Here is a 24,843-nt window from a genome sequence, read left to right on the forward strand (position 1 = left end):
GAATAAACTCATAAGGGAACAACCATTGTGTCATTACTCACTTTGAATTAGCCTGCCTTGAATTAGCGTGCCAAAAACGCTCTGAGTAGATCAACTTCTTATACTGATTGGTATTACTTAGCATTTAGTTTTTATAGCCCACAAAAAAGCCAGCTAAATTAACCATTCAGCTGGCTTTTGTATCACTTAAGATGACTAAATTAGTTACTCGTATCCGTACTTGGTTACTTCAGACCAATTCTTATCGACATCTTCTTTAATAAACTTCTTCTTCGCTTCAGTTAGCTTTTCAAGCTCAATACCTACTGCAGCATGAGCAGAGGCTTTACTACTGATATCAGGGTAGTTAACACTCTTTACATCGAACTTCTTCAAAATTTCATCAAGAGATGTACGGGCATATTTTACTTGTCTTAGTGCCATATCAAGCAGCGCATTCCCCTCTTCAGGGTTATGAGCATACAAACCATGTGAGGCCATCGCAAAGTCCCAGCGCCATTGAGAGTGGCGAATAGCCATAATGGCGTCGTTCATCACTGGCCATGTTGCTCCAGCATCCCAAGCCGCTGCAGCTTCATAGTGTGCCTTAACTAATAACCCTTCTACCTCGCGTGCTTTAGCATCGATCGTTGCCTTGTTTTTATCGAGTGCACTAATGATTTTGTTCTCACTCTTGTGGCAGCTCTGGCATACCTCATTAAAGTGATCCAGTGCTTTACTTACCTTGTGGCTTGTAAAGCTATTACCTTGCTCATCAGTTGTTTCTGGCATATGACAAGTAATACAGGTAACTCCCGCTTCAGCATGCTTACTGCGACTCCAGTGCTCAAACTCAGGATGACGCGCCTTTAAGATAGGCGTTTGAGAGATAGGATGGATCCATTCATAAAATCGACGGGTGTCGTAGTACTTTTCAATATCATCGACGTTATTACCAAAGATCCAAGGGATATTAACTTTATTGCTGCGCTCAGGCTGAAAGTAATAAGTGACATGACATTGACCACAAACCTGTGCGCCCTTCATGTTGTTATTCTGCTTATCAAAAGGAAGGTGTACTTTTGCCATCGCATCCTGGGCATGTGGCCTCGGCAATGCAAGCTCTGCCTTACCATCCACATGACAATCAGTGCAGTAAACAACGCTATTAACCTCTTTACCGACATCAGTAAAGTTCTTAGCTGAAAAACCCTCAATGCCCAGCTCATTCATTAACCGCGGAGCATCAGGTGTTTTACACGTCCAGCAACTGGCAGACAAACCTTTATCACCAGCTTTAGGCGGCACGCCAGTTCGCAGAGTATGAGTAACATCAGCTACCGCAAAGTGATGGCCTCTAGGGCTGTTGTACTCTTTCGCAAAAGAGGAGCCGGCCCACAAGATAATGGCAGCGGGATAACTTGCCAACATATCTTCACGCTCGGTCTGCTCCGAAGTCTCCAGCCAGCTCTCATATTGAACTGGGAACTTCTGTTTTAAGCTCGCATCACGGGCAGCTTGCTCTTTAGCGGCAGCACTTGGCTCTGACGCTTGGGTCAAACTGGTCATGCAAAGAAGCGACACTAACCCTGCAGTTTTAACGACATTTACTAGCATTTTTACACTCATCTCATTCTCATTTTTTTAACTAATTTTTATATTCATTCAATATTGCTAAGCTCAAGTTAGCAGCATTATCCAGGTCGACCATCGATGCGCGGCTTAGACAATATTGAAGCATAGTTCACCACAAACATCGCAAAAGCTAACGACCAAAATGCTCCGGCTAACCACAACCATAATTGATAATAATCGGGTGCTATGATCGGCATTAAAGACCGAAGCACTGCAGCAATAGGAATACATAAGAAGGCAACAGCCATCTTAGGACCTTGATAGATATTTCTACTTGTATGACCTAGAGATACCCTTGAAATCATCGACAAGCAAATTCCAGCCAAAGTGCCTATGGCAAACAAGTGGATTAAATGGCGGTAAGCCATAGAATCATCAATATTGGCAGCAAGTGCGAATAGAGTGATAGGCAGGAATAGGTAAGCGATATGCAGTGACCAGAGCATAGGTTCTTTTAGCGTTTTGTGTGGGAACCAACGCAGCCAACGACCAAGGTGCAGCGCACCAGCAAGCATTAATAACCCCTGCTCAATACCCTGTGGTAGCACTTTAGTCATTGCCTGAATGACTAACACTATCATCACCACAATTAAGCTTTTTTCCAGTAGAGCGATTGGAGTCGGCTTAGTTTGCTTGATCTTTATCGCGGTGAAAAATGGAATAACACGGCCGCCAACAATAGTGATCAGTAAGCCTAACCACCAGATCATCGCTTGCCAAATTTGCAGACTAAGGGAGAAATCTCGAGTACTTAACGCGTAATAACTGAGCAAGTTTATCGATAATGCCGCCAGTAACATGATAGGAAAGCCGATGTTATGCCATTGCTTAACTTTGTAGATACAGCGCCACAGCTTGATAGCTGTTAGTCCAATAAACAGAGAGTCGAATATCGCTGGCAACCATAACGGAATAGAGACAGGCAGCAATAACATTATTCTGGCAAGCAGCCAACAGCCAAACGTTAGCGCCAATGCCCAACCTTTCATACCGGGTTGGTTAGTCCATGTTTGCACTGATGTCAGCAAAAAGCCGCAAACGATTGCTAATGCAAAACCAAAAAGCATCTCATGGGGGTGCCACCATAGCGGCACTACTTTTACCCAAAAGTCTGTTTGGAAAAGGCTGTAATCAGGATAAAACCAAGTCACTAACCAAAGCGGCACAAACAGCATCGCCACCGTTGCTCCACCAAGAAAAAACGGCCTAAAGCCTAATCGGAACAAAGCAGGAATTTTCTCTGTTGCCGCTGGATCATCAATATTTAGCATTATTAAGCCTTAATCTTTAACAGGCATTTTAAATATACCTTTAAATAATAGCACTAGTGTATCGAGCAATATTTTCGATAACAAATGATATCGAAGTTGTTTCTGACTTCTGTGAACTACGTAGTTATCTGTCTGATTTGATTATTCCTTTATAGGTACAAAACATTGGCTTAGCGCTCTTTCGAATGACTCGTTACAGGTTTGCTCCCAAAAATACCCAGCTAATCGATTAAACTATAATTTGCAGTATTCATTAACAAAATTACTTAGAACGGTTAGATGATGTAGAGGAAATAACTAAATAAGTCTTCAAATTACAGCTCGACGGTTTACATATTAGTCTAGACTAGAAGCTGTAGTTCATATTCAAGGATGTATTATGTTAATTCTCACCCGCTCCGTAAATAGCGCGATAATTTTAAGTAATGTCTACGATGAACATGGCAACTCGTTAGGTGAAATCGAAATCAACATTTTTAAAGATAACCGCATTGGTGTGAAAGCCGATAAATCGATCGACATTGTGCGTGCAGAAGCGCTCGACGCTGGGCGAAACCTACAAGACTGTAAATGATACTCAAACAATAGAGTGTCAGAGTAACGCAGCGTATTGAACTTATTACGACTGGTTGTAGATTTTTTAATCTTAGTTTTTGTTCGAGCTCAATCCATTTAGGACATGACTTGAGCGATGACGCTTAGCTAACGAAGCGAAAGCGTGTTGTAGCTGATTTGTGCAGCATGACTAAACCGCATAGCCTTGGGCTTGCCAAAATAACCAATATGCTGTGGCAAAAACAACCATGAAAGATCAACAGAACCTAGTTTATCTCTGAAGATTGTTATTGCTTCTAGCTCAATGTGCTAGATTAAATAACAAGTAATTAGGATGGCTTAACTGGATTAACAATGGTTGAAGCAACAAAAAAAATTCTTGTTCTTTATGCACACCCCTCTCAAGAACGCTCAGAGATCAACAAACCGCTATTTGACGCGACTCAGCATCAGCACAATGTAACCGCCGTCGATCTTTATGCTGAATATCCAACATTTAGGATCAACATCGATAAAGAACAACAACGTCTGATTGAGCATGACGTCATTGTATTTATGTTTCCGCTGTACTGGTACTCAACGCCAGCGATCCTAAAAGAGTGGCAAGATCTTGTGCTCGAATATAACTTTGCCTATGGTGCTGATGGTAATGCCTTAAAAGGTAAAACCTTCTTATGCGCAATCAGTGCAGGAGGTAGTGAGACCGCTTATCAGCACGACGGTTATAACAGTTTCACTTTAAGGGAGTTGTTATCTCCGCTAGAGCAAACAGCATGCCTTACAGGTATGACCTATCTAGCGCCTTTTGCACTATTTTGTGCCCGCAGTGCCTTTGAAGAGAATCGATTGCAATCTCACATCGAAGATTGGCAAAGAGTATTAACAGCGCTATCTAATGACACCTTAGATATTGCACACGCCAGTACATTGCCGAAACTCAACGAAAACCTACTCACGCTAATAAAGGATTGATAATGACTGCTTACTTTATCCAAGCTTTTATCTATCTATCAGCTGCCGTTATTGCCGTCCCTCTAGCTAAACGATTAGGTTTAGGCTCGGTATTAGGCTATCTCATCGCCGGTGTTGTCATCGGCCCTATAGCTGGCCTCGTCGGCAGTGAAACCAACACTTTGCAACACTTTGCTGAGTTTGGCGTGGTGATGATGCTATTCCTCGTGGGTCTAGAGCTTGAGCCACGAATGTTATGGGATATGCGACATAAACTAATGGGGCTTGGTGGATTGCAAGTTGCCCTATCAACATTTGTGGTGATGGGAATCGCGCTAACATTTGGTTTAACTTGGACCGTAGCACTTACCGTGGGGATGATATTTTCATTATCATCCACCGCTATCGTACTGCAGACCTTTAACGAAAAAAATCTCACAAAAACTGAAGGTGGTAAAAACGCATTCTCAGTACTGCTGTTTCAAGATATTGCCGTTATTCCTATGTTGGCGTTTATTCCATTACTTGCATTGCCAGAGCTGGTCGAGAAGGCGCAATCTGCCGCAGCATCGGCTGCGGAGCACCATGAAGAGATGTCTTTAGTTGCAGGACTTCCAGGTTGGGCGTACGGCATTGTGGTACTGCTAGCTATTGCTTCTGTTGTCGTAGGTGGTAACTATCTGAGTCGGCCACTATTTCGCTATGTTGCCAGCTCTAATTTGCGCGAGATTTTTACCGCTACGGCGCTAATGTTAGTCATAGGAATTGCCGCGCTAATGAGTCTTGTGGGGCTGTCACCTGCTTTAGGCACTTTCTTAGCAGGCGTTGTGCTAGCTAACAGTGAATTTAGGCATGAACTTGAGTCGGTCATTGAACCCTTTAAAGGGCTACTGCTCGGTCTATTTTTCATTACCGTCGGCGCAGGGATAGATTTTACCGTGCTCGCCAGCAATATCGGACCGGTAATGGCGATAACATTAGCAGTGATGTTAATTAAGGCACTTGTACTACTTTTGCTGGCGATGATCTTCAAAATCAAGAATAGCGATCGTTGGCTGTTTGCATTGAGTCTTGCACAAGCCGGTGAATTTGGTTTTGTACTACTGAGCTACACCGTGCAAAACCATGTCATTCCCGTTGATTTGGCACAAATGTTATCGCTTGTCGTTGCGATATCCATGTTCCTCACTCCGGGGCTCTTCATTTTCTATGACAAAGTGATCTTGCCGCGCTATGAGCAGTCAGAAAACACCCGTGACCCTGATACTATCGACGAGAAGGGCACTGTTATCATCGCAGGCGTTGGTCGCTTCGGTCAGGTCGTCAATCGTCTGCTTGTGACCAATGGGTTTAAAACCGTGGTACTCGACCATGAAGCCCAGCAAGTTGAAAATCTCAGAAAAATCAAAACCAAAAGTTACTATGGCGATGCAACACAGCCAGATTTGCTGCATACAGCAGGGATTGCTGAAGCCAAAATGCTAGTCATTGCTATCGATAACCCAGATAGAGCTGTTGAGCTAACGGAATATATCAAGCATACCTACCCTAATGTCATCGTGCTTGCCCGAGCTTTTGATAGGAGTAATTTATATCGCCTACGCAAAGCGGGGGCTGACTTTATGGTCAGTGAGACCTTTCATTCTGCATTGCAACTAGGTAAACATGCGTTAACCAAACTAGGGGTACACCCCTTTAAAGCAGAGCAACAACGAGCTATCTTTTTTGAAACTGAAATGACTCATAAAGATACTCTCTATGAATCTTGGAAGATGTTCGCAGAAGATGATAAACACTTGGTGCATTACCGCGACATGTTTATTCAGTTGGAAGAAACACTCAGTGCAGCAATGAAAGATGAACGTTATCGTAGCTTTTCCAAAATGGAACGTGGCTGGACACCACCACCAAAAGATAACCGTACAGTGTTTTCTAAATCTGAGTCTGATGAAGTAGAAACCTAGCATAAAAAAGCCCCGTGCTAATTAATTAGCGCGGGGCGATCGTATTAAAAACTGCTCTTTTAGCTTAAGTTCATCTCTTGAACTTTTTCATGGGCAATTTCTGGAGTAGTAACCACTGGCTTTGAATGAAGATCAGCCTTTAGTTGGCCTTTACGATGCTTTAGTGCCGCATCGAGTTTTTTAGCTGCGCTGGTTATCGCTGGGTACATGACAGAATCGGTACCTGACGATGAAATTCGACTTCCCTCATAATTGGTTCTAATTTCAACCTGGAATTCGCCATGCTCTTTAGCAATGATAATATCAAGTGCGATCAGGGTTGGAAAATGACTCTCTATCTTCGAAAACTTCTCTTGGACATGCTGCTTAACAACATCAGTTACATCAACGTGGTGACCAGAAAGATTTATTTTCATAGGTTTTCCTTTTTACAATGACTTCTTCTAATACATTTGGGGTTAGCGCGCTAAATTACAAGCTTTATTAATAAAAATTTACGCAAATTATTGCTCAAAAATTGTCACTAATCGCTGCAGCCCAGAGCCTATCAGTAAAGTCAAAAAAATAATATTTTCAGTTTTTAATAAATTTGTCATTTTACTATGGTTAAAACATATGCGAATTGAACAATTACTGACTAACGAGCAATAAACCACACACTCTTAATCAAAATTACCTCCTACTAATTTAGACAAAAAAACCAGCTTTAGCTCGCTTTTGACAAATAAATTTAAAATAAATGAGTGCTTTTTTTCACATCAAACACTTAGCGCTAATTTACCTTGCTGACACTGAATATTGAAGCCTTTGGATCGGGTCCTGTTACGGTAAATTTATAAGTCCCAGCATCGGTAATATTCAGATGCATATTCGCGCCTTTTGAGGCTAAAACTTGTCCGATATCAAGCGATACATTCTCCTGTTCAGCCGCCGCGCCTAAATCAACCGCAGACCAATCGCCGGTAGCTATCTTAAATTCATTATCACCTACCTCTAGCGCGATATCGACAGTGTAGGTAGACATGCCTTGATAGCTAAAGGCATCGACCTCACCCCAGCCATTCATGCCACCACGAATGTAAACGGCATTACCAGCAAACATCTCAGCTTTAAACACCGTTAAGGTGATCTCGTCTCGATTTGATGCATCAAATATAAACGCATAAGTCGTTGCTTCACCCGCTTCAAAGGTCATGTTGGCGCCACTAACAGCCAGCAACTCAGCCACATCAATGCTAACCGCGGCGTCTGATTCTCCAGAACCATAGTCCACTGTCGACCAGTCATCGGATGCCACCTTAAACTCATGGTTACCGGCAGCTAATGAAATATCAGCGCGATAAACACCTGCGCCCATGTAAGTTAACGCATCGTCGGTGCCCCAACCATTCATGACTCCTCGAACAAACACTTCTGTACCAACAAAAGGCTCTTCGTTGTAGACCTTAAGGATCGGTGCCTCTTTATCAGCTGCATTAAACGAGAACACATAGGTCGCATCGATAGCTGCAGTAAAATGTAAGTTTGCACCAGAGCGCGTTAATGGCTCATCGATACCCTCTTCAACTTGTGCCTCTTCAGCGGATAGCCCACCAAAATCAACGCTGCTCCAATCAGCTGAGGCAACTTTAAACTCATAGTCGCCAGCGGCTAAAGTAATCGCAATGCGGTACTCGCCATCTCCAACGTAAGTTAACTGTTCAGTTTCGCCCCAATCGTTCATACCACCACGCACAAAGACTTCGGTGCTGCCAAACGGCACCACATCTGGTGCGCCAACAGTAGCGTTAGCAGCTAAGCCAGCACCTTGTGCATCTCCCTGCGCTTTAACAAAGACAGCACTGGTATAAGCTGGTACGGTAAAGCTACCTTCCCCTTCTCCGGCGCTAAAACTTGCCCCAGTTACAGTAGAGTCAACCGACGACATTAATGTTGGATGGAGCTCAAAGCCTATTGCTGTCGGTATAGTGTGGCTGACCTCATTGCCACTAGCATTGACCATCACGACCAACGCATCGATAGCAGGGTCTAAGTCAACCAAGTCAGTGCCATCATCAATACTCATCACAATCACACCTTGAGTTTGACGCTTACCAACGTTATGGAAACCGACACGCTCTATGATCTCTGCTTCAGTTGTTAGTCTAAATAACGGGCTCTGACTGCGAATATTTAAGAACTCGTTAAAGACATTAGAAGCCATCTCAATTTCAGACATTGATGCAGCCACATTAGGGTTGGCCGAGATCCCAGTAATCTGCTGCCACTTAGCTTCATTATCCTGTTTTCGAGGTAAACCAACGTTCCAGTTATGGCTATTTTTAGTGAAATCAACCCAGTTAAACCAGTCTCCTGAGTCATAACTATTTCTGTCCATTGATTTCGATCTTAGTAGGTCTCCTCCCATTTGTAAGAATGGGATCCCTTGACTGAGTAACGGCAATGTCGCGGCGATATTCTGCACCCGCACACGCTCATCTAAGCTCATGCCAATTGGATTTTTATATTGCAGGTTATCCCACAGAGTTTCGTTATCATGTTTAGAGACATAGTTAATACTGTCGGCAGGATCTAAAGTGTAAGCCGTTGGCTGGCTATTCCAGCTAAAGCTGCTGCCCTTTGCCGAATTGCCATTAAAATCTTTAAGGATGTAGTTTTTAAGATTACCGGCCATCGATAGACGTAAAGTATCTTGGTCACGCAGCGCGTCATCCGATGCTTCGACTTTGAACAGGTTACCGCCGCGGACACTCTCTCTAATACGGTCATTAAAGGTACCCACTTCACTGCCTGCCATATTGGCCTGTGTGGCTTGCTCAAATAATCGGTTATCGGCGACTTCGCCAAAGTTCCAGCCTTCGCCATAGAAGTAATTATCAGCATCAACCACTTGTACAGCAGTGCGAGCATTGAGAATACTCTGCTTAGGCATGTGCCCCATCACGTCAAATCTAAAGCTATCAAAGCCGTACTCTTTAGCTAAAATCACCATAGAGTCACTGACAAATTTATCCATCATACGGTGTTCGGTCGCGGTATTTTCACAGCAAGTTGAACGCTCAATGACGCCAGACTCTTCGTTATAACGGTGGTAATAACCCGGTACAAGTTTATCGAGCACTGAGTTGTCCCAAAGTCCCGATGAGCTGGTATGGTTATAAACTACATCAAGCACCACTCTTAGTCCCATATCATGCAGCGCTTTGTTCATCGCTCGCAGCTCTAATACTCGTGCAGTGCCTTCGCTTGAGCTGGCATAGCTGCCTTCTGGCGCGATAAAGTGATGTGGATCGTAACCCCAGTTAAAGCCATCTAGGCCGCGCATGGCTTCAACAATCGCCTGTGCATCAGCTGAGCCCGGTAGGCTGTCAGCTAATACCGTTTCAATGGTTGCGGCTTTATTTTGAGTGCTACAAGCATCCGCAACATCATCAATTTTGTCACACAACATACCTAAGGTATCAGTTAACTCTATGCGCTCGGCACTGTCTTCGTTGATACTGGCGATATCAGTAACAGGTAGCATGTGGAAGTGAGTTAAACCATTCGCCACCAGCTTTTTAAGGTGCTCAACCGGTGCTGTGCCCTGTTCAGTAAAAGCTAAATACTTACCGCGGTTCGCTTTAGAGGTACTTTCATCACGAATGCTAAAATCGCGTACATGGCCTTCATAGATCACCGCATCTTCAGGGTTATTAATAGTGGCGACGTTATGGTCGTCCCAACCTTCAGGCTTTAAATCATCATCGCTTAGATTAACAAATTGGCTGTAACGTCCATTGGTTGACACATTAAGCGAGTATGGGTCAGTTGCTTCAACCGTCTCTAACTGTTTAGTTAAAGGGTGGTAAACCGTCACTTCAAAGCGGTAAAACAGCCTATCTAGGCTCATATCACCTTTGAATGACCAGACCCCAGTCATCGCATCAAAGCTCATCTCTTCGCTACGATTTAAGCTCTTATCAGCGTTGTAGATATTAAGTTTTAGCACTTGAGCCGTAGGCGCCCACACAGAAGCAGTTACACTACCATCGCTATAGTCGAGCCCAAGTTTAGCTTCATCGGCATCGGCTTCTCCTGCCGTGTAAAGTGCATCTAGCACTTTAGCGGCCTGCACAAAGGTCGCAGCCACTGGCACGTCATCGCCGTTATGGGCAGCGACAACCAATTGTGCTTTGACAATAGCTTTAGCTTCATCAGCGGTTAGATTGGTGCTGTAGGCTTTCCAGTCAGCCATATGCGGGATCAGTGCTTTTTGCGCATCGCTAAGTTCAACAGCAGTTAAGGCAACAGTTTCACTATTAAGTATTCGGTCAGGTTCCGCTTCAACACTAATATCTGCGTTCAGAGAGTAATGCAGCTTAAAGTTACTGATATCGGCATCATCTTGATTCCAAATGAGTGTGTCAGCATCAAGCCAGTGTGCACTCATGCCTGTTATCGATAACGGCTGCACGCCTAAGCTTAATATCGGATATTCAAAAACCGACGGTTCGCCGTGCAGGGTAAAGTTCATTCGCACAAATGTTTCATCATCTTGCATCAGCGGCATGCTTAGATCGCCATCGCCAAGCGCCTTGCCCGAGCCTTCTGTGCCAATGTGAATAATGAAGTTACCGCAGTCGCTATAACCCTCTTTCAAATTCACAATCCAGTAGGCACCGTAGTTAGGATCGATACCATCAAACTGGTGTCCGTCGGCCCAATCGGAGCTATCGAACGGTGCAGCATAGGCATCGCAAGTATCGTTGTTCCAAGTGTGCAACCGATAACCATCATAAGTCGGGTCACTTGGGCTGTTGTCAGCGTCCTGTACATTGTTGTAATACACTACGGCTTGATTAGCGGCAGGGGTGAATACCGGCGCGGGTAAAGTTGGGTCTGCGCCTACAATACACTGCTCATTGTTTTCATCGGGAACCGTTGGAGCTGGGCAACTAATGGGTTCAGGAGCAACACAACTTGTACCAGCGGCATCCGGCACCATTGGTACATTACAAGTAAGTAATACGCTACCTGGTTCTGACGAATCTCCGCCACAACCCGCTAAACTCAACGCACTGATAGTCAGTGCTAAAAGAGAGATATTATTAGAGATCCTCGACATGAGTGATTTCTCCTAAATTATTTAATCGTTGATTTAAGCAAGCCGCGTCTTTTTATTTCTGATTGATGCAACGACCTGCCTGGATTGAATTTTTACAACTGCCACTACAGCGTGAAGGTCATTCCCAGGTAAAACTCCCGTCCAAAGTACTGTAATGTGCCGGTTTGGCTTTCATTGCCAAAGTAACTTTTGGTGGGTTCATCGGTAAGGTTATTCACTTGAAATAGCACGCCTATAGCATCATTGATTTGATATGAGGCTTGGTAATCAACCACGGTTTCTGCAGCGAAATTGACAACCTGATTGTTAATCGCAACTTGTTCAGAAACGAACTCATCTCGATAGCGAGCACTAACACGGGTTTCAAAGCCTTCATAGGAGTAGAACAGCGTTGCACTGGCTACATTGTTTGATAGGCCCGGCAGCGATTGCGTTTGCTCATCACCACCAAGCGTGGTGGTCGTTTCGACTTCACTCTCAGTGTAGGAGTAACTTAAGTTCAACCCAAGACCATTGAGGCCATCAGGTAATGCAGTAAAGACTTGGGTATATGCCAGCTCTAGACCACGTATATAACCGCCTTTATTGTTGTTTACCGCTGTCGTGTAAACACCATTAGTAGTTTCAATCAGCTCACCACTAACAGGATCTTCGATGCTGTCGGGCACGTTAAAGCCGTTACCAGCAAAGTCAAAATTGTCGATGGCTAACTTTTCAATGAATGAGTCGATATCTTTATAGAACAGTGCGGCGACAATGGCGCCGTCAGGTAGGTAATACTCATAAGAGATATCATATTGATCGGCATAGAACGGCTTTAAGAAAGGGTTATTCTCGCTCGAACCATTGATCACCCCATCATCGCTAACATTGGCACTAGCATCACCGGCTAAACGGTTAATAGGTGGACGAGACATTACTTTAGCCGCAGCAAAACGGATTTGAGAGTCATCCGTTACCTTAAAATTAAGGTTCAGTGATGGTAGGTAATCGGTGTATTCAATGCCTTTAATTGTCGGCGCATAGTAGTTGTTTACAATACCAACACCGTCAACAATATATTGAGCACCTAAGCTAGGGTCGCCTTTCACGTTCTCTAGCAGGGTCGCTGACTGGTCAGTGTCAACACGACGCAAACCTAAGTTACCGGTAATCGGTAGATCGCCAAGCTCCATGTCAAAATTAACCATCACATAAGCAGCTAAGATTTTTTCGTAAACTTCGCCACTTTGCAGTACCGACCACGAGTAGTTGCTGGTATAGCCTTTTGCATCATCAACCCCATCGGCATTGCCCCAAGTTTGCACCGGTTCAGGCGTACCATCAGGGAACCAAGCAGCAAGCGCTTTATCTAAGTCAATCGCTAAATACGACGGGAAGTAGTTGAAGTCCCCCTCCCAATCTACCACTGTGGTCATGTCATCAGTTAACCGTAATGGCGGCTCAGTAGCTGAAAACGCGCCATCATTGCCATATTCAAATACAGAACGGTCGTTGGAGTAGGTTCTGTCTGAGTAGCGTGCGCCAAACTCAATCGAGGCAATGTAGTCGTTATCTAGCTCATATTTAAAATCTAACCGATAGGCTTTAACTTCATCCTCATTGACAAAAGGATAGATCCCATACTTACTGACCATCACCTTATCAATATCGGAAAAAGCTCCAGCTTGATTAAAGCCAACGTTAGGCAGGTCTAAACCGTTTAACTGGTAATTAATCGCTACATTTTCATCGAAAATTGGCGCGTCTAAAGTGGCATCTTCAGCGACATTGGCCCACAGCAAACCATTTCTGAAATCACTTTTAGCCGCAGAGTAAGACACATCGGCGGAAACACTCAAATTGTCAGTAGCCTGCCAAGTGCCGTTAATGCCGAAGCTGTCGACTTCATCATAATCTTGGTTATCGTCATTGACGATTTCAACGCGAGTATAGCTTTGTGAGGTGCGGTTAAAGTTACCACCGGTAACAGCATTACCGTCAAGCACTGGGTTAGCAACCGCCGCGTTAGGGCCGCCTAACTTGACTCGATAACCTCGAGCAAATGCTTCGCTATCAAAACGCGACACAAAAGCGTCAGCCTTCAGGGTAAACGTATCATTAGGTGCCCATTCTATTGCGCCCATATAGCCATTTCGAGTCTCAACACCACCTAAGTGCTGCACTTCAAAGCCTTCACTGATGTATTCTTTAGCAGCATCTGTACCTTGCGGTCCATTGCTATCATCTGCCAGCCCATCAACATCTTTAAGATCGTTATAAGCCAAACCAATAAATTGTGTTGCCACACTGGGCTGCTCTAATCGGGCATAGCCCAATGCAACACCTAAGGTGTCGTCAAAGTACTTACCTTGATAAGAAAAGCTCAGGCGGTGACCATAGTCCTCGGCGCCGTAAACCTCACTGGCGCGATCGTTGTACATGCCGCGCACGTTAGCAACAAAGCTGTGTTGCTTATCAATAGCCAATGGGCTAGCGGTGGCAAGCTCGACCGTTCCGGCGACACCGCCTTCAATTAACGAAGCTTTAGGTGATTTGTAAACGGCGGCTGATGTAATAAGCTCTGAAGGGTATTGGTCAAACTCAATGCTGCGACTGCCACTGGTTGAGACCTGCTCACGGCCGTTCAGTGTTGAAAATACAAACCCACCCGACATACCACGAATATTAATTTCTGCAGCTTGTCCGCCAGTACGTACCGCGGATATTCCAGGTAGGCGCGTCAATGCGTCCGCCATAGAAACATCAGGAAGCGAGCCTAAATCATCACTACTTAACTGCTCAGATACCGTATCGCCATAACGCTTTTGGTTAAGCGAGTCGATAAGACTACGGCTATACCCCGTCACCTCAATGCGCTCAATCTCTGGCTCATCAGTTTCAGCTTCTACTTTACTGGCTTCAGCAGCCACGACTGTGGTTTGTGTTTTTTTATCTTCTGCTGCTTGCAGAGGCTGAACAAAAAAAGCGCCTCCCAACCCTGCAGCAGCTAGCGCTAATGTAAGAACACTGGGTTTAAAGTGTGACATTGGTTTTCCCCTTCGCCTTGCGACTTTTTTAGTGACCCAATGTCTACATATACGACTCAGACTAAGCTGACATTAGGCTTATTTTTAACAGCCATACTAGCCAAGGTTGAATTTTAACCACAACACACTGCATACGTATTCATAACATTTAGATAACAAGCGGTGAAAAACAAAATCACTTAAGCCTTTGAATAAATACAATTAAAATACTAATCACATCATGTATCTTCATGGGTAGATTTTAACGGGGAACCATTTTTTGCGACATACATCTCAGACTCTAAATCTTTACACGCAAACGCGAATAAAAACAGTTATCAATAACATTTAATAATGTAAAATGTTGCTCCAATTTATACATTTAGACGCACAAAATTTACGTCTAATATACGGATGCATTCACTTTGTTCTCACTAAACTCTAATGTTAAGCCTTTGATTGACTCTCAAGCGTTTAATATTGTTTCTCGATTACTTGCCGCTATATTTGCCGGTTATCTAGTGGCCGCGACAGGGTCGGGTCTGCTAGCCATTGTGATTCCTCTTGCCCCCGCTCAAAGCACCTTGACCGCAATGATGCTGTCATTTTCAATTTATGCCACAGCCATTATCTGGGTGTTCAGCGTAAGGAATCATTTTGTTGCTTGGCGAGATCTGCTCAGTTTGAGCAGTATTTTTTATCTGTTGATTAGGTTGATAAACTAACCATGAAAGAGAACTTTTTTCGCAGCATGACTTGGCTGCACACTTGGGTTGGTTTACTTGTCTGTTGGGTATTGCTGCTAATTTTCTTTGCCGGGACATTGAGCTACTATCGGCACGATATTAGCCTTTGGACTAAACCAGAACTGCATAAAAATGTTATTCAAAGTTATGATGCCAGCCTGGTGGAACCTGAATTAAACAAAGCTCAACATTACCTAGCTCAGCATGCGGATGGCGCTCGAGATTGGCGGATTAACTTTCCAACTGACCGCAAACCTTATCTAAGCTATAGCTGGCAAACACAGCCAGAAGCGGGTCAACGACGTGGCCAATTTATCGAGCATGTGGCGCAAGAGGGTCAAGAGCAACTCATCACCGATATTCGCCAAACAAAGGGCGGTAACTTCTTCTATCGCTTGCATTTTGATCTGCACTATATGCCAGCCAAAATTGCCCGTTGGATTGTCGGTTTTTGTACCATGTTTATGTTGATTGCTTTAATCAGTGGCATTGTGATTCACAAGCGCATTTTTAAAGATTTCTTCAGCTTTAGGCGCAACAAAGGTAGTCGCTCGTGGCTTGACGCCCACAACGTAAGCTCAGTTCTTGCCCTACCCTACCATTTGATGATCACCTACACCGGGTTGGTTACCTTAATGGCGATGTACATGCCTTGGGCAGTAATTACAGCATACGATGGTGACTCACAAGCCTTTCGTAAAGAGTTAAGACCAAGTCGCGTACAAGTTAAACCGATTGGCGAAACTGCAGACATGGTGCAACTAACCTCTTTACTGCCCCAAATCCAGCAAATTCTTGGTGACATGCCTATTAGGCAAGTGGTTATTAATAACCCTGGAGACCGAAACAGCAGAGTTAATATTTACAAAGATACCGGCGAAACCGTGACTGACAGAAGAACCGCCATTGTGTTTGATGCGGTAGATGGCAAATTGCTCAACAGCGGCGTAGAGCCTGATTCTGGTGCGCAAAACACCCACGACACCTTAATCGCCCTGCACACCGGTCGTTTTTCGGGTCCAGCTTTACGGTTACTTTTCTTTATCTCCGGGATCATGGGCTGCGCCATGATTGCCACCGGCACACTGCTGTGGGCCAATAAAATTCGTCAAAAGCAACAAAAACAGTTAAAGCAAGGCAATAAAGCCACATTTGGGCTGCGGTTAGTTGAAGGGTTAAACCTCACCTTCATCGCCGGTTTACCACTGGCGGCGAGTGCGTTTTTCTATGCTAATCGATTATTCCCCCTTGATATGGTTAATCGCGCGCAATGGGAAGCCAATAGCTTTTTCTTGGTGCTGGCGATTCTTGGTGTTATCGCTTGCTTCAAGCGTACGTTATCCGTTTGGCGCGCAGTATTAGCGCTATCGGGGCTGAGTTTAATCGCCATTCCGCTGCTCAATGCCTTAACCTCAGATAGCAATCTGCTCACTAATATGAGCCAAGGACAATGGTCACTAGCAGGATTTGACATCATTTGCAGCATAATTGGACTGTGCATACTGTTTGCCCGTAGCAAGGTTGCTCAGCAACAGAAACAGCCTGTAAAGCCGCAACATAACGGTTTAATGCCTGATTTACCTCTAGGCAGATCTGCAATGAATAAAGAGGCGTAAATGGCAATGTTGAGCTTATTAGGATTCAGTTACATCGCCTTTAGTCTATTAGCTCTGGCTATGTTCTCTCATCATAGAGAAGCCTTAGGCTTTGCCCCGAGTGATAAGCGCTGTAGAGTTTTATCAATAACAGGTTGGTTTGGCCTAGCGTTAACCTATTGGGGTTGCACGTTGCTACAAGGTTTTGCGTACGGCAGTATTATCTATTTTGGCCTATTGGCAGTTGCGGGATTGTTGGTGGTGATAACTTTAAGCTACCGCGCTAAGTTTATGCCTTATGCTATGGGATTAAGTGCAATTGTCAGTACGATACTTTTGCTCATCCCATCTGCACTTTAAGTTGCCACAATAGCCTTAAGCTCGAATGCTAGCTTAAAATATTATATGCCCTTCGGTGACGAGTCGCTGGGCATATTTTTTAACTAAATATTACACCGCAAACGCGCCGTGACTGAGAGAGTGCTTTGTTAACAGCGCCCTCGGCTAAACCTAGTAAAAATACCTGTTCGCCATTGATTCAGTTCACATTCAGTTTCAATCACTTAGAATACAGCATATTGAAATATTTTTGATGACTGAGGTTATATGCAAGTATCACAGCCCCTTACCCAAACTGTTACTCAGTCCCCGGTTCAAAACTCGGAAAAAAGTCCGCAAAATAACGCGCAGCAGAACACACTGCCAAGCTCAGGCAATTCCCTTAGCCACTTAGCACAACCCGATACCGTCAACCTTTCAGCCAACGCAATGGCCTTGGCAGCAAAAGACAACTCATCTGCAAAAACAGTTGCTGCAACTAATGAAGCAGACATTTTACCTGTAGAGCCCAAGCTGCCTAATGAAGGCGAAAAGGTAGAGGATTATGTTGACTACAAAAAAGCTAAGGCACAGTACCAGTTTTATGCAGATATCGCCGGCGTAGCCACTGGAAACAGCAGTCTAACTCCAGCGTCAGCTTATTACTTATCTAATAATGATGACGCTCGTGAAGCTGTCGTTAACAACAAAGCTCAGCAACAACAGCTGGCGGTCATGCAGACCTACGTTGAAACGACTCAAACTATCAATATCTATAGCTAGGTCAAACCCCATCAAAAAAGCCGCATTAGCGGCTTTTTTTATCCCAATACAATCCAATTAGAAATTAATCCCTGCAACACTCGGTCTGTTGAGAGCTGAAGCAACCCGCTAAATGGATGATGCTGATTTACCCAGCTTTAATCACATCCATGTCATACCATGGAGTTGGGTTGATCGGGCATCTAAAGCGAACGCCTTCTGCTGTCACTTCAACGATATCACTGCGAAGTGTTTTACCGGGTTCAATTGGGAACATATCTAACGCTTCATGAGTAGTGAAGTTTTGCAGCTGAAAACCAACTAATTTACCAGCCTTATTGGTAATAATAAATTGGTACTTACCCGGTTTTAATGACGCTAATGTATCTTGGGCACTGAAGTAACCACCGTGTTGGTCTAAGTAAATTTCTACCACACCGTCGGCATTTTGAGTCGGGGTTGCTGCTGACGTTGCAAAGCTAAACACCAGTGCTGTCATTAGCATTATTTGAGTGATGAACTTTTTCATTTTCTATTCCTTAATGATGTGTTTGAACTAACAACACCAGAATAGCGAGCTAGAGAAAAAGAGAGTATGCCTGAGGGTCTGCGCTTTATGCCTGATCGTCTAATCTTATTAAATAAGCCGTCTTAATACGTAGCTTTTAGAATTTAACTTACAACAGAAAATGGTTATCAATGATTGATATCAATAGTTTACTTGCAGGCTTTCACCTTAATGCGACGATTTTTCACCGCTCCTTACTTTGTAACACTTGGAGTACAGACACCTCCGGCAGTGGACTGGCGAGCTTTCACTTAGTTAGCCAAGGTCAGGCGTATTTATATTGTGATGATATTAATGCCCTTGAATTAACCGCTGGTGACTTAGTGGTTTTTCCCCATGATGCGCCCCATATTATCAGCAGCAGTGATAACGAAAAAACAGCAGCTAGCATCGATAGCTTTATCGCCTACCCAATGGCTCACGGATCAAGCGATCAAACAGGCTTGATATGCGGTTACTTTGATTTTTGTGAAGACAAAAGCCACCCACTTATTTGTCAGTTGCCAGCCTGTATGGTGATCCATAAACATCAGCAGCAAGGCGCACTTGCTGGCATAGTCCAAAGCCTTATTGAAGAATCAAAACTGGGAATACTGGCCAACGAGGTGATTTTATCGCGGTTAAGTGAAGTCTTTTTCTTAAACCTAATAAGAAAACTATCCTTAGATGAGCAGACCAGTATTGGTCTATTCAAAGCGTTACAAGATCCAAAAATGAATAAGGTACTGCATGCAATCAATACCGACTTAGCTCACCCCTGGACCGTAAACATTATGGCCGAAATAGGTGGCTATTCACGGGCAAGTTTCGCTAGTTACTTTAAAGCCTATCTTGAACTGACCCCGCTTGAGTATTTAACTAGACTACGCTTATCACAAGCACAGAAACAACTACGTGCAGGCGACAGTGTTTATAAAACAGCACTCGATGTTGGCTATCAAACCGACGTCTCTTTTGCGAAAGCCTTTAAACGCTACTTTGGCTATGGGCCTGGCAGCAGTCGCAAAAGCAATACATTAGCTTAGCGCTATTAATTACATTCAACTTAGCCGTCGTTAAGTTGACCCACAATAAACAAGAGGTTACTTTCACTCTTTTGGCTGCGAGTAAACAATATGAGTTTTAATATAGATATTAGCTGGATAGCAGCAAATACACCGACTACAGAGCCTGCTAGTTTTTGTCGCGATCACAGCATTGTATTTGGCAGCGGCCAACAAGTTAGTGCGTCATCTGCGCCTGAGTATAGTGGCAACAGTGCCTTTGTTAATCCAGAAGAGAGCTTATTAGCTGCGTTATCTTCCTGTCATATGCTGACATTTTTAACCATCGCTCACCTGAAGCGCCTGCCCGTTGTCAGCTACCATGACCATGCAGAAGCTGAGCTTGGTAAAAATGAGCAGGGTAAACTGTTCGTCAATAGAATCACTTTAAAGCCGCAAATAACCTTTGCCGAAGGGGTTGAAGTGACTGAAGATGTTATCACTAAAATTCATCAAAAATCTCATGCAAACTGCTTTATTGCCAATAGCCTTAATCCAGATACCATTGTTGAAATCCTGACTAAATAGCTAGCTGAATAACCCCGCTACAAGCTAACTTTCCCAGTAGGAAATTAGCTTGTATTGCAATGATTCAACCTCTCCTATTCAAGCGAAAAACACCTGCAGTCAGAAAGCCTAATTTAGCAATTATCATCATTAGTTCGATTCTATTTTCATAAAAAAACGCGACTTTTCGCTAGATAATTCAAAAGCCTAAAAAATAAATTTATTTCAGAGTACACGCGTAAGCTTATGAAATTTTTATAGTTAATATTCATCGCCATACAAAAAACTAAACAAGCGTTTAAATTTATCGTTTGAAAATTTGATCTATCGCTCATTTTGTGACGTAATGTGAACCATACTTCTGGTCGGACGAGCATCGAAAATGAGCATTAGAACTAAACTAAAAAAAGTATTACCGAGCATTTCTACTACTGAACAAGAAGCACTCGACGCTGGCGATGTGTGGTTAGAAGGTTCAATTTACCAAGGCGTGCCTGACTTTGCCGCTCTACGTGATATTCCTGTAGCAACTTTGTCTGCCGACGAACAAGCGTTCCTCGACGGCCCAGTACAGACATTGATAGAGATGGTTGATGATTTTGAAATTCAGCGCAGTAAACATCTACCAGAGAACATTCTTAACTTCCTTAAAGAAAACAAATTCTTCTCTCTTATCATTCCAAAGTCATTTGGCGGCCTAGAGTTTAGCCCTTATGCCAACTCCACTATTGTTGCGACTATCGCAGCGAAAAGCTCAGCAGTCGCTGTTACCGTTATGGTGCCTAATTCACTAGGTCCGGGCGAGCTGTTAATGCATTATGGTACTTCAGCCCAACAAGATTACTGGTTACCGCGCTTAGCGAACGGTCAAGAGATCCCTTGTTTTGCTTTAACTAGCCCTGAAGCAGGTTCAGATGCTGGCGGAATTCCTGATATTGGCACCGTGACAATGGGCGAATATCAAGGTGAGCAGGTCTTAGGTTTAAGCGTGACTTGGGATAAGCGTTATATCACTCTTGCGCCTATTGCGAGTGTACTTGGTCTAGCCTTTAAGGTTGAAGATCCAAATGGCCTACTTGGCGGTAAAGAGAACTTAGGCATCACTTGTGCCTTAATCCCAAGAGCACATCCTGGTGTCGAGCTAGGTAATCGTCATGATCCAATGGGCATTCGTTTTTATAACGGTACCACTCGCGGCGAGAATGTATTTATTCCGATGGACTTTATTATTGGCGGCCAGAAAAATATCGGTCGTGGCTGGGCAATGCTTGTAGCATGTCTAGGTGCGGGTCGCGGTATTTCACTGCCAGCTTTAGGTGTGTCAGTTAGCCAATGTTCATTTAAGTCTTCTGCTGAATATGCTGCAGTGCGTGAACAGTTTGGTCTATCAATTGGTAAGTTCGAAGGTATTCAGGAAAAGCTTGCTGACATTGCAGGTAAAACTTATTTGCAAGAAGCGATGCGAGTACTTACCACTGAAGGCTTGGGTCTTGGCTTAAAGCCCTCGGTAGTGACCGCAATAGCCAAATACCATATGACAGAACTGGGTCGTGACATTCTTGACTCTGCAATGGACATTCAAGCCGGTAAAGCGATTCAAAATGGCCCTCAAAACACGTTAGCCTCTGGCTATGTTGCTCAGCCAATTGCTATCACAGTTGAAGGCGCGAATATTCTGACCCGTAACCTGATGATTTTTGGTCAAGGCGTGATGCGCTGTCATCCATACTTGCAAAACATGGTTGAGTCTATTCACTCTAACGAAAAGCAAGCAGATAGAGTGTTCAACGGCATTTTACGCAAAACCATAAGTTACAGTGTAGGTAACAGCTTACGCGCCTTTAAGCTTGGGTTACTGCCATTCACCGCAGCAGCAAGCTCAACACTTTCAGAAGTGAAACCTTATGAGCAATCGGTTCATAAGTTAGCATCGAAGTTAGCAGTCTATGCCGATTTCTCACTACTCGTGCTAGGCGGCAAGTTGAAGCAAGCTGAGATGCTATCAGCACGTCTTGGTGATGTAATGAGCTACCTATACGCCGCAATGGCATCAATCCGTTACTATGAGCAAAAGCTATCCGCTAGCGAAAGAGCAGAAGCTGCACCTTACTTCCATTACGCGACTCGCTGGTCACTTTGCCAAGCAGAAAAAGCATTATTGGACTTCTTAGATAACTTCCCGTCATCAGCAACTCGCAAATTCATGCGTTTAATCACCGTCACTTACTCACCTAAGATGACAAAGATCAACGATGACTTAGTCCGTGAGTTAGCCGAACAAGCCCAGCTAAACACTGAGTTTAAAAAGCACCTAACCCACCTTGTTAAGCCAGTGGCTGGTGACGGTAACTATATCAACGAGCAAGCATACCTAGCTAAGGTGGAATGTTTACCACTACTTGCTAAGGTGAAGAAAGCGATAAGAGCCCGCACCTTTAAGCCAGGTGTTAGATTCTCGCTGACCTTAGATGCTGCACTTGAAGCTAAAGTGATTAACGATAGCGAACATCAATTGCTGCAAGATTATAATCTGAAGCGTGAGCGCGCTATCCGTGTCGACGAGTTCGATTTTGATATGAATCTCATCACTGAAAAAGCCGACCTAAAAATTGCTAACTAATAAAGAGCTTCAAATAGAAAATGGCCGTTTTGTGTAAACAAAACGGCCATTTTTATCTATGTATCAATGAATCAATGCATCAAAGCATCAATGAATCCTACACCTTATCTAAAGTCCGCGACTCACTACTCCAGTTCAGGTGATATCTCTCACCAGCAGGCTTATCGGTGCGCTCGAAGGTATGCGCACCAAAGAAGTCACGTTGACCTTGTAACAAGCTCGCAGGCAACCGTTCGCAGCGGTAACTATCGTAATAAGCCAGTGCCGAACTGATACATGGCGCAGGAATACCGCTCATCACCGCGGCAGATACCGCATAACGCCAATCGGTTTGTTTTTCAGATAATGCCTCGGCAAATGTTTCCGCCATCAACAGATTCTCAAGCGTTGCATCTTGCTGGTAAGCCTGAGTAATCGACTGTAGGAAAGTGGCACGAATAATACATCCTGCACGCCATATTTTAGCGATTTCAGCAAAATCTAACTGCCAGTTTTGCTCTTTGGCTTGCATCGCCATCAACTGGAAGCCTTGGGCATAACAGGACACTTTAGCGCAGTATAAAGCGTTTTCTAACTGAGCAATAAATGCCTGTTCATCGCCATTATTAAGGCTCGCAATTGAAACGCCCGTTGGGCCAGCAAGTTGTTGACCCAGCGTTTGTCGCTGAGACTTTTGGGTACTGACAGCGCGGGCATAAACGGCTTCAGCAATAGTAGGAGCTGGACAACCAATTTGTAAACTGCTCACTGCAGTCCACAGTCCAGTGCCCTTTTGCCCGGCTTTATCGAGGATCATATCCACAAGCGGCGCGCCAGTTAATGGGTCGGCTTGCTGTAATACATCAGCACTGATCTCCATTAAATAGCTATTAAGCGAGCCTGCGTTCCAACGCTCAAACACTTTGCCTACTTGAGCTGGTGTATAACCCAGCCCATCGCGTAGCAGTTGGTAGGCTTCACAAATAAGCTGCATATCGGCGTATTCGATACCGTTATGTACCATTTTTACGTAATGACCTGAGCCTGATGGGCCAATGTAAGTGGTGCAAGGTTCACCCTCTTTGACTGGGTTACCGGGCTCAAAGCGCTCAATAGGCAAACCTGTTTTGGCGTCAACCTTAGCGGCAATCGCTTGCCAGATGGGTTCGATGCGATTCCAAGCTGTTAAGCTGCCACTCGGCATCAAAGAGGGGCCAAAACGGGCTCCCACTTCACCGCCAGAAACGGCGCAGCTAAAAAACAAGAAATCATTGGTGTAACGCTTTTCTCGCTCAACCGTATCAGTCCAAAGACTATTACCCGTATCGATAACAATATCATCAGCTTCGATACCCGCTTCGATAAGCGACTTGCATACACCGTCAACGGGCGCGCCTGCTGGCACGGACAATAGCACTACACGCGGTTTCTCTAATTTAGATAACATTTCAGAAATATTATTACAGCCATTGATACGCGCATCGACTGTATTATTTAGATACTTAATACGTTCTAATTCTTCTTGGCGAACAACCCCTTGTACCTTGTCAGCATCGAGGTCGAATGCAGCAACTCTATATTGGTTATCAGCTATATTAAGCGCAAGGTTCTTACCCATTACGCCAAGGCCTACAACGCCAATATCATAAAGCTCGGTTTGATTATTCATTTAAGTTTTATTCCGCAGGTCACAGAGAATTCCCTATCTATTTTAGTCGTAAATTCAAAAGACTTTGCTGACAGGATAGGTTTTATTTTGTTGCGGATTATACAGACTTTGGTAACTAAATTACTAGCTTTGTCGCGAGTTGCCACTTAACTTTTACTAGCTTGTTCTGTATGGGAAACAGTGAATCTCCACTAAGAAATAGCCAGCGGTATTGAGCCTTGTATATAACTGAATCGAATCATCTGCTACTGCTGTAAGTGCTAGGCAGGATGTTGAGATGTCGTCATTCCATGAATATGCAGATACTGCTTAGGCTAACCTCTAGTTCGTTCATATCGGCCAGCGAAAGCATCTTTGATTTCGACGACTTCAGCCGTATAGACGCTAGTTAACTGGTGTTTACATTTACACCCTTGCGACTTGATGCTTAACGCGAAAATGCCCCATTATTGTTTAGAGTAATCACTCATTCACATCCTATTCATGTGGGTTCGCGATAAAAAATCTAATGACAGAATGTATGAGTGTTATTACTGCTCCCCTGCAATATATTCTGGTCTAATCGA

The 24,843-nt window shown here is 44.1% G+C and carries 17 protein-coding genes; 10 read left to right on the forward strand and 7 right to left on the reverse strand.

Going from position 1 to position 24,843, the window contains the following annotated elements; all coding sequences use genetic code 11:
* Positions 1–204: 204 nt before the first annotated feature.
* On the reverse strand, positions 205–1,608 hold the full coding sequence (locus AB4238_RS17365) for an ammonia-forming cytochrome c nitrite reductase subunit c552 (RefSeq protein WP_372034572.1): 1,404 nt from the start codon (positions 1,606–1,608) through the stop codon (positions 205–207).
* A gap of 65 nt (positions 1,609–1,673) precedes the next feature.
* Positions 1,674–2,885 carry an NnrS family protein gene (locus AB4238_RS17370; protein ID WP_372034573.1) on the reverse strand — a complete coding sequence of 404 codons (1,212 nt, stop codon included), beginning with the start codon at positions 2,883–2,885 and terminating at the stop codon, positions 1,674–1,676.
* 379 nt (positions 2,886–3,264) lie between these two features.
* Between AB4238_RS17370 and AB4238_RS17375 the strand changes: the two genes are divergently transcribed.
* From AB4238_RS17375 to AB4238_RS17385, 3 genes are all read left to right on the forward strand, one after another.
* On the forward strand, positions 3,265–3,459 hold the full coding sequence (locus AB4238_RS17375; protein ID WP_372034574.1) for a carbon storage regulator: 195 nt from the start codon (positions 3,265–3,267) through the stop codon (positions 3,457–3,459).
* 335 nt (positions 3,460–3,794) lie between these two features.
* Positions 3,795–4,412, forward strand: a complete 618-nt coding sequence (locus AB4238_RS17380; protein ID WP_372034575.1) for an NAD(P)H-dependent oxidoreductase — start codon at positions 3,795–3,797, stop codon at positions 4,410–4,412.
* A 2-nt stretch (positions 4,413–4,414) separates the two neighbouring features.
* Positions 4,415–6,355: a monovalent cation:proton antiporter-2 (CPA2) family protein gene (locus tag AB4238_RS17385; protein ID WP_372034576.1), complete on the forward strand. Its 1,941-nt coding sequence runs from the start codon at positions 4,415–4,417 to the stop codon at positions 6,353–6,355.
* A gap of 59 nt (positions 6,356–6,414) precedes the next feature.
* Here the strand turns inward: AB4238_RS17385 and hpf are convergent, their stop codons facing one another.
* From hpf to AB4238_RS17400, 3 genes are all read right to left on the reverse strand, one after another.
* Positions 6,415–6,771 (reverse strand): ribosome hibernation-promoting factor, HPF/YfiA family, encoded by a 357-nt coding sequence (gene hpf, locus AB4238_RS17390; RefSeq protein ID WP_220739778.1) that lies wholly within the window; start codon positions 6,769–6,771, stop codon positions 6,415–6,417.
* 356 nt (positions 6,772–7,127) lie between these two features.
* The gene (locus AB4238_RS17395; protein ID WP_372034578.1) at positions 7,128–11,462 is read right to left on the reverse strand and encodes an alpha-1,6-glucosidase domain-containing protein; all 4,335 of its coding nucleotides are present in this window, start codon (positions 11,460–11,462) and stop codon (positions 7,128–7,130) included.
* A 104-nt stretch (positions 11,463–11,566) separates the two neighbouring features.
* Positions 11,567–14,491: a TonB-dependent receptor gene (locus AB4238_RS17400; protein ID WP_372034579.1), complete on the reverse strand. Its 2,925-nt coding sequence runs from the start codon at positions 14,489–14,491 to the stop codon at positions 11,567–11,569.
* Positions 14,492–14,895: 404 nt separating this feature from the next.
* Here AB4238_RS17400 and AB4238_RS17405 point away from each other — a divergent pair, with 404 nt between their 5' ends.
* The 4 genes from AB4238_RS17405 to AB4238_RS17420 all read left to right on the forward strand — a co-directional run bounded on the left by AB4238_RS17405 (position 14,896) and on the right by AB4238_RS17420 (position 17,912).
* Entirely contained in the window at positions 14,896–15,195 is a 300-nt protein-coding gene (locus AB4238_RS17405; RefSeq protein WP_248973793.1) for a hypothetical protein, read from the forward strand.
* Between the two features lie 2 nt (positions 15,196–15,197).
* Positions 15,198–16,832 carry a PepSY-associated TM helix domain-containing protein gene (locus tag AB4238_RS17410; protein ID WP_372034580.1) on the forward strand — a complete coding sequence of 545 codons (1,635 nt, stop codon included), beginning with the start codon at positions 15,198–15,200 and terminating at the stop codon, positions 16,830–16,832.
* 6 nt (positions 16,833–16,838) lie between these two features.
* Positions 16,839–17,171, forward strand: coding sequence for a DUF3325 domain-containing protein (locus tag AB4238_RS17415; protein WP_372034581.1), 333 nt, complete (start codon positions 16,839–16,841; stop codon positions 17,169–17,171).
* Positions 17,172–17,417: 246 nt separating this feature from the next.
* Positions 17,418–17,912: a hypothetical protein gene (locus AB4238_RS17420; protein WP_372034582.1), complete on the forward strand. Its 495-nt coding sequence runs from the start codon at positions 17,418–17,420 to the stop codon at positions 17,910–17,912.
* A 127-nt stretch (positions 17,913–18,039) separates the two neighbouring features.
* On the opposite strand, the gene AB4238_RS17425 is transcribed toward AB4238_RS17420, so the two are convergent.
* Positions 18,040–18,420: a hypothetical protein gene (locus tag AB4238_RS17425; RefSeq protein WP_220740242.1), complete on the reverse strand. Its 381-nt coding sequence runs from the start codon at positions 18,418–18,420 to the stop codon at positions 18,040–18,042.
* Between the two features lie 170 nt (positions 18,421–18,590).
* Here AB4238_RS17425 and AB4238_RS17430 point away from each other — a divergent pair, with 170 nt between their 5' ends.
* The 3 genes from AB4238_RS17430 to AB4238_RS17440 all read left to right on the forward strand — a co-directional run bounded on the left by AB4238_RS17430 (position 18,591) and on the right by AB4238_RS17440 (position 22,629).
* Positions 18,591–19,484, forward strand: a complete 894-nt coding sequence (locus AB4238_RS17430; RefSeq protein ID WP_372034583.1) for an AraC family transcriptional regulator — start codon at positions 18,591–18,593, stop codon at positions 19,482–19,484.
* A 90-nt stretch (positions 19,485–19,574) separates the two neighbouring features.
* Entirely contained in the window at positions 19,575–20,030 is a 456-nt protein-coding gene (locus AB4238_RS17435; RefSeq protein WP_372034584.1) for an OsmC family protein, read from the forward strand.
* A gap of 361 nt (positions 20,031–20,391) precedes the next feature.
* Positions 20,392–22,629, forward strand: coding sequence for an acyl-CoA dehydrogenase (locus AB4238_RS17440; RefSeq protein WP_372034586.1), 2,238 nt, complete (start codon positions 20,392–20,394; stop codon positions 22,627–22,629).
* A 97-nt stretch (positions 22,630–22,726) separates the two neighbouring features.
* Here AB4238_RS17440 and gndA read toward each other — a convergent pair whose 3' ends face one another.
* Entirely contained in the window at positions 22,727–24,277 is a 1,551-nt protein-coding gene (gene gndA, locus AB4238_RS17445) for an NADP-dependent phosphogluconate dehydrogenase (protein WP_372034587.1), read from the reverse strand.
* Positions 24,278–24,843 lie beyond the last annotated feature (566 nt).

Origin of the sequence: Shewanella sp. 10N.286.45.A1 (assembly GCF_041470405.1) — a bacterium.
Classification (GTDB): domain Bacteria; phylum Pseudomonadota; class Gammaproteobacteria; order Enterobacterales; family Shewanellaceae; genus Shewanella.

Coding starts and splice junctions, on each gene's coding strand:
- AB4238_RS17365 (WP_372034572.1), bottom strand. CDS start 1,608: ATGAGTGTAAAAATGCTAGTAAATGTCGTTAAAACTGCAGGGTTAGTG.
- AB4238_RS17370 (WP_372034573.1), bottom strand. CDS start 2,885: ATGCTAAATATTGATGATCCAGCGGCAACAGAGAAAATTCCTGCTTTG.
- AB4238_RS17375 (WP_372034574.1), top strand. CDS start 3,265: ATGTTAATTCTCACCCGCTCCGTAAATAGCGCGATAATTTTAAGTAAT.
- AB4238_RS17380 (WP_372034575.1), top strand. CDS start 3,795: ATGGTTGAAGCAACAAAAAAAATTCTTGTTCTTTATGCACACCCCTCT.
- AB4238_RS17385 (WP_372034576.1), top strand. CDS start 4,415: ATGACTGCTTACTTTATCCAAGCTTTTATCTATCTATCAGCTGCCGTT.
- hpf (WP_220739778.1), bottom strand. CDS start 6,771: ATGAAAATAAATCTTTCTGGTCACCACGTTGATGTAACTGATGTTGTT.
- AB4238_RS17395 (WP_372034578.1), bottom strand. CDS start 11,462: ATGTCGAGGATCTCTAATAATATCTCTCTTTTAGCACTGACTATCAGT.
- AB4238_RS17400 (WP_372034579.1), bottom strand. CDS start 14,491: ATGTCACACTTTAAACCCAGTGTTCTTACATTAGCGCTAGCTGCTGCA.
- AB4238_RS17410 (WP_372034580.1), top strand. CDS start 15,198: ATGAAAGAGAACTTTTTTCGCAGCATGACTTGGCTGCACACTTGGGTT.
- AB4238_RS17415 (WP_372034581.1), top strand. CDS start 16,839: ATGTTGAGCTTATTAGGATTCAGTTACATCGCCTTTAGTCTATTAGCT.
- AB4238_RS17420 (WP_372034582.1), top strand. CDS start 17,418: ATGCAAGTATCACAGCCCCTTACCCAAACTGTTACTCAGTCCCCGGTT.
- AB4238_RS17425 (WP_220740242.1), bottom strand. CDS start 18,420: ATGAAAAAGTTCATCACTCAAATAATGCTAATGACAGCACTGGTGTTT.
- AB4238_RS17430 (WP_372034583.1), top strand. CDS start 18,591: ATGATTGATATCAATAGTTTACTTGCAGGCTTTCACCTTAATGCGACG.
- AB4238_RS17435 (WP_372034584.1), top strand. CDS start 19,575: ATGAGTTTTAATATAGATATTAGCTGGATAGCAGCAAATACACCGACT.
- AB4238_RS17440 (WP_372034586.1), top strand. CDS start 20,392: ATGAGCATTAGAACTAAACTAAAAAAAGTATTACCGAGCATTTCTACT.
- gndA (WP_372034587.1), bottom strand. CDS start 24,277: ATGAATAATCAAACCGAGCTTTATGATATTGGCGTTGTAGGCCTTGGC.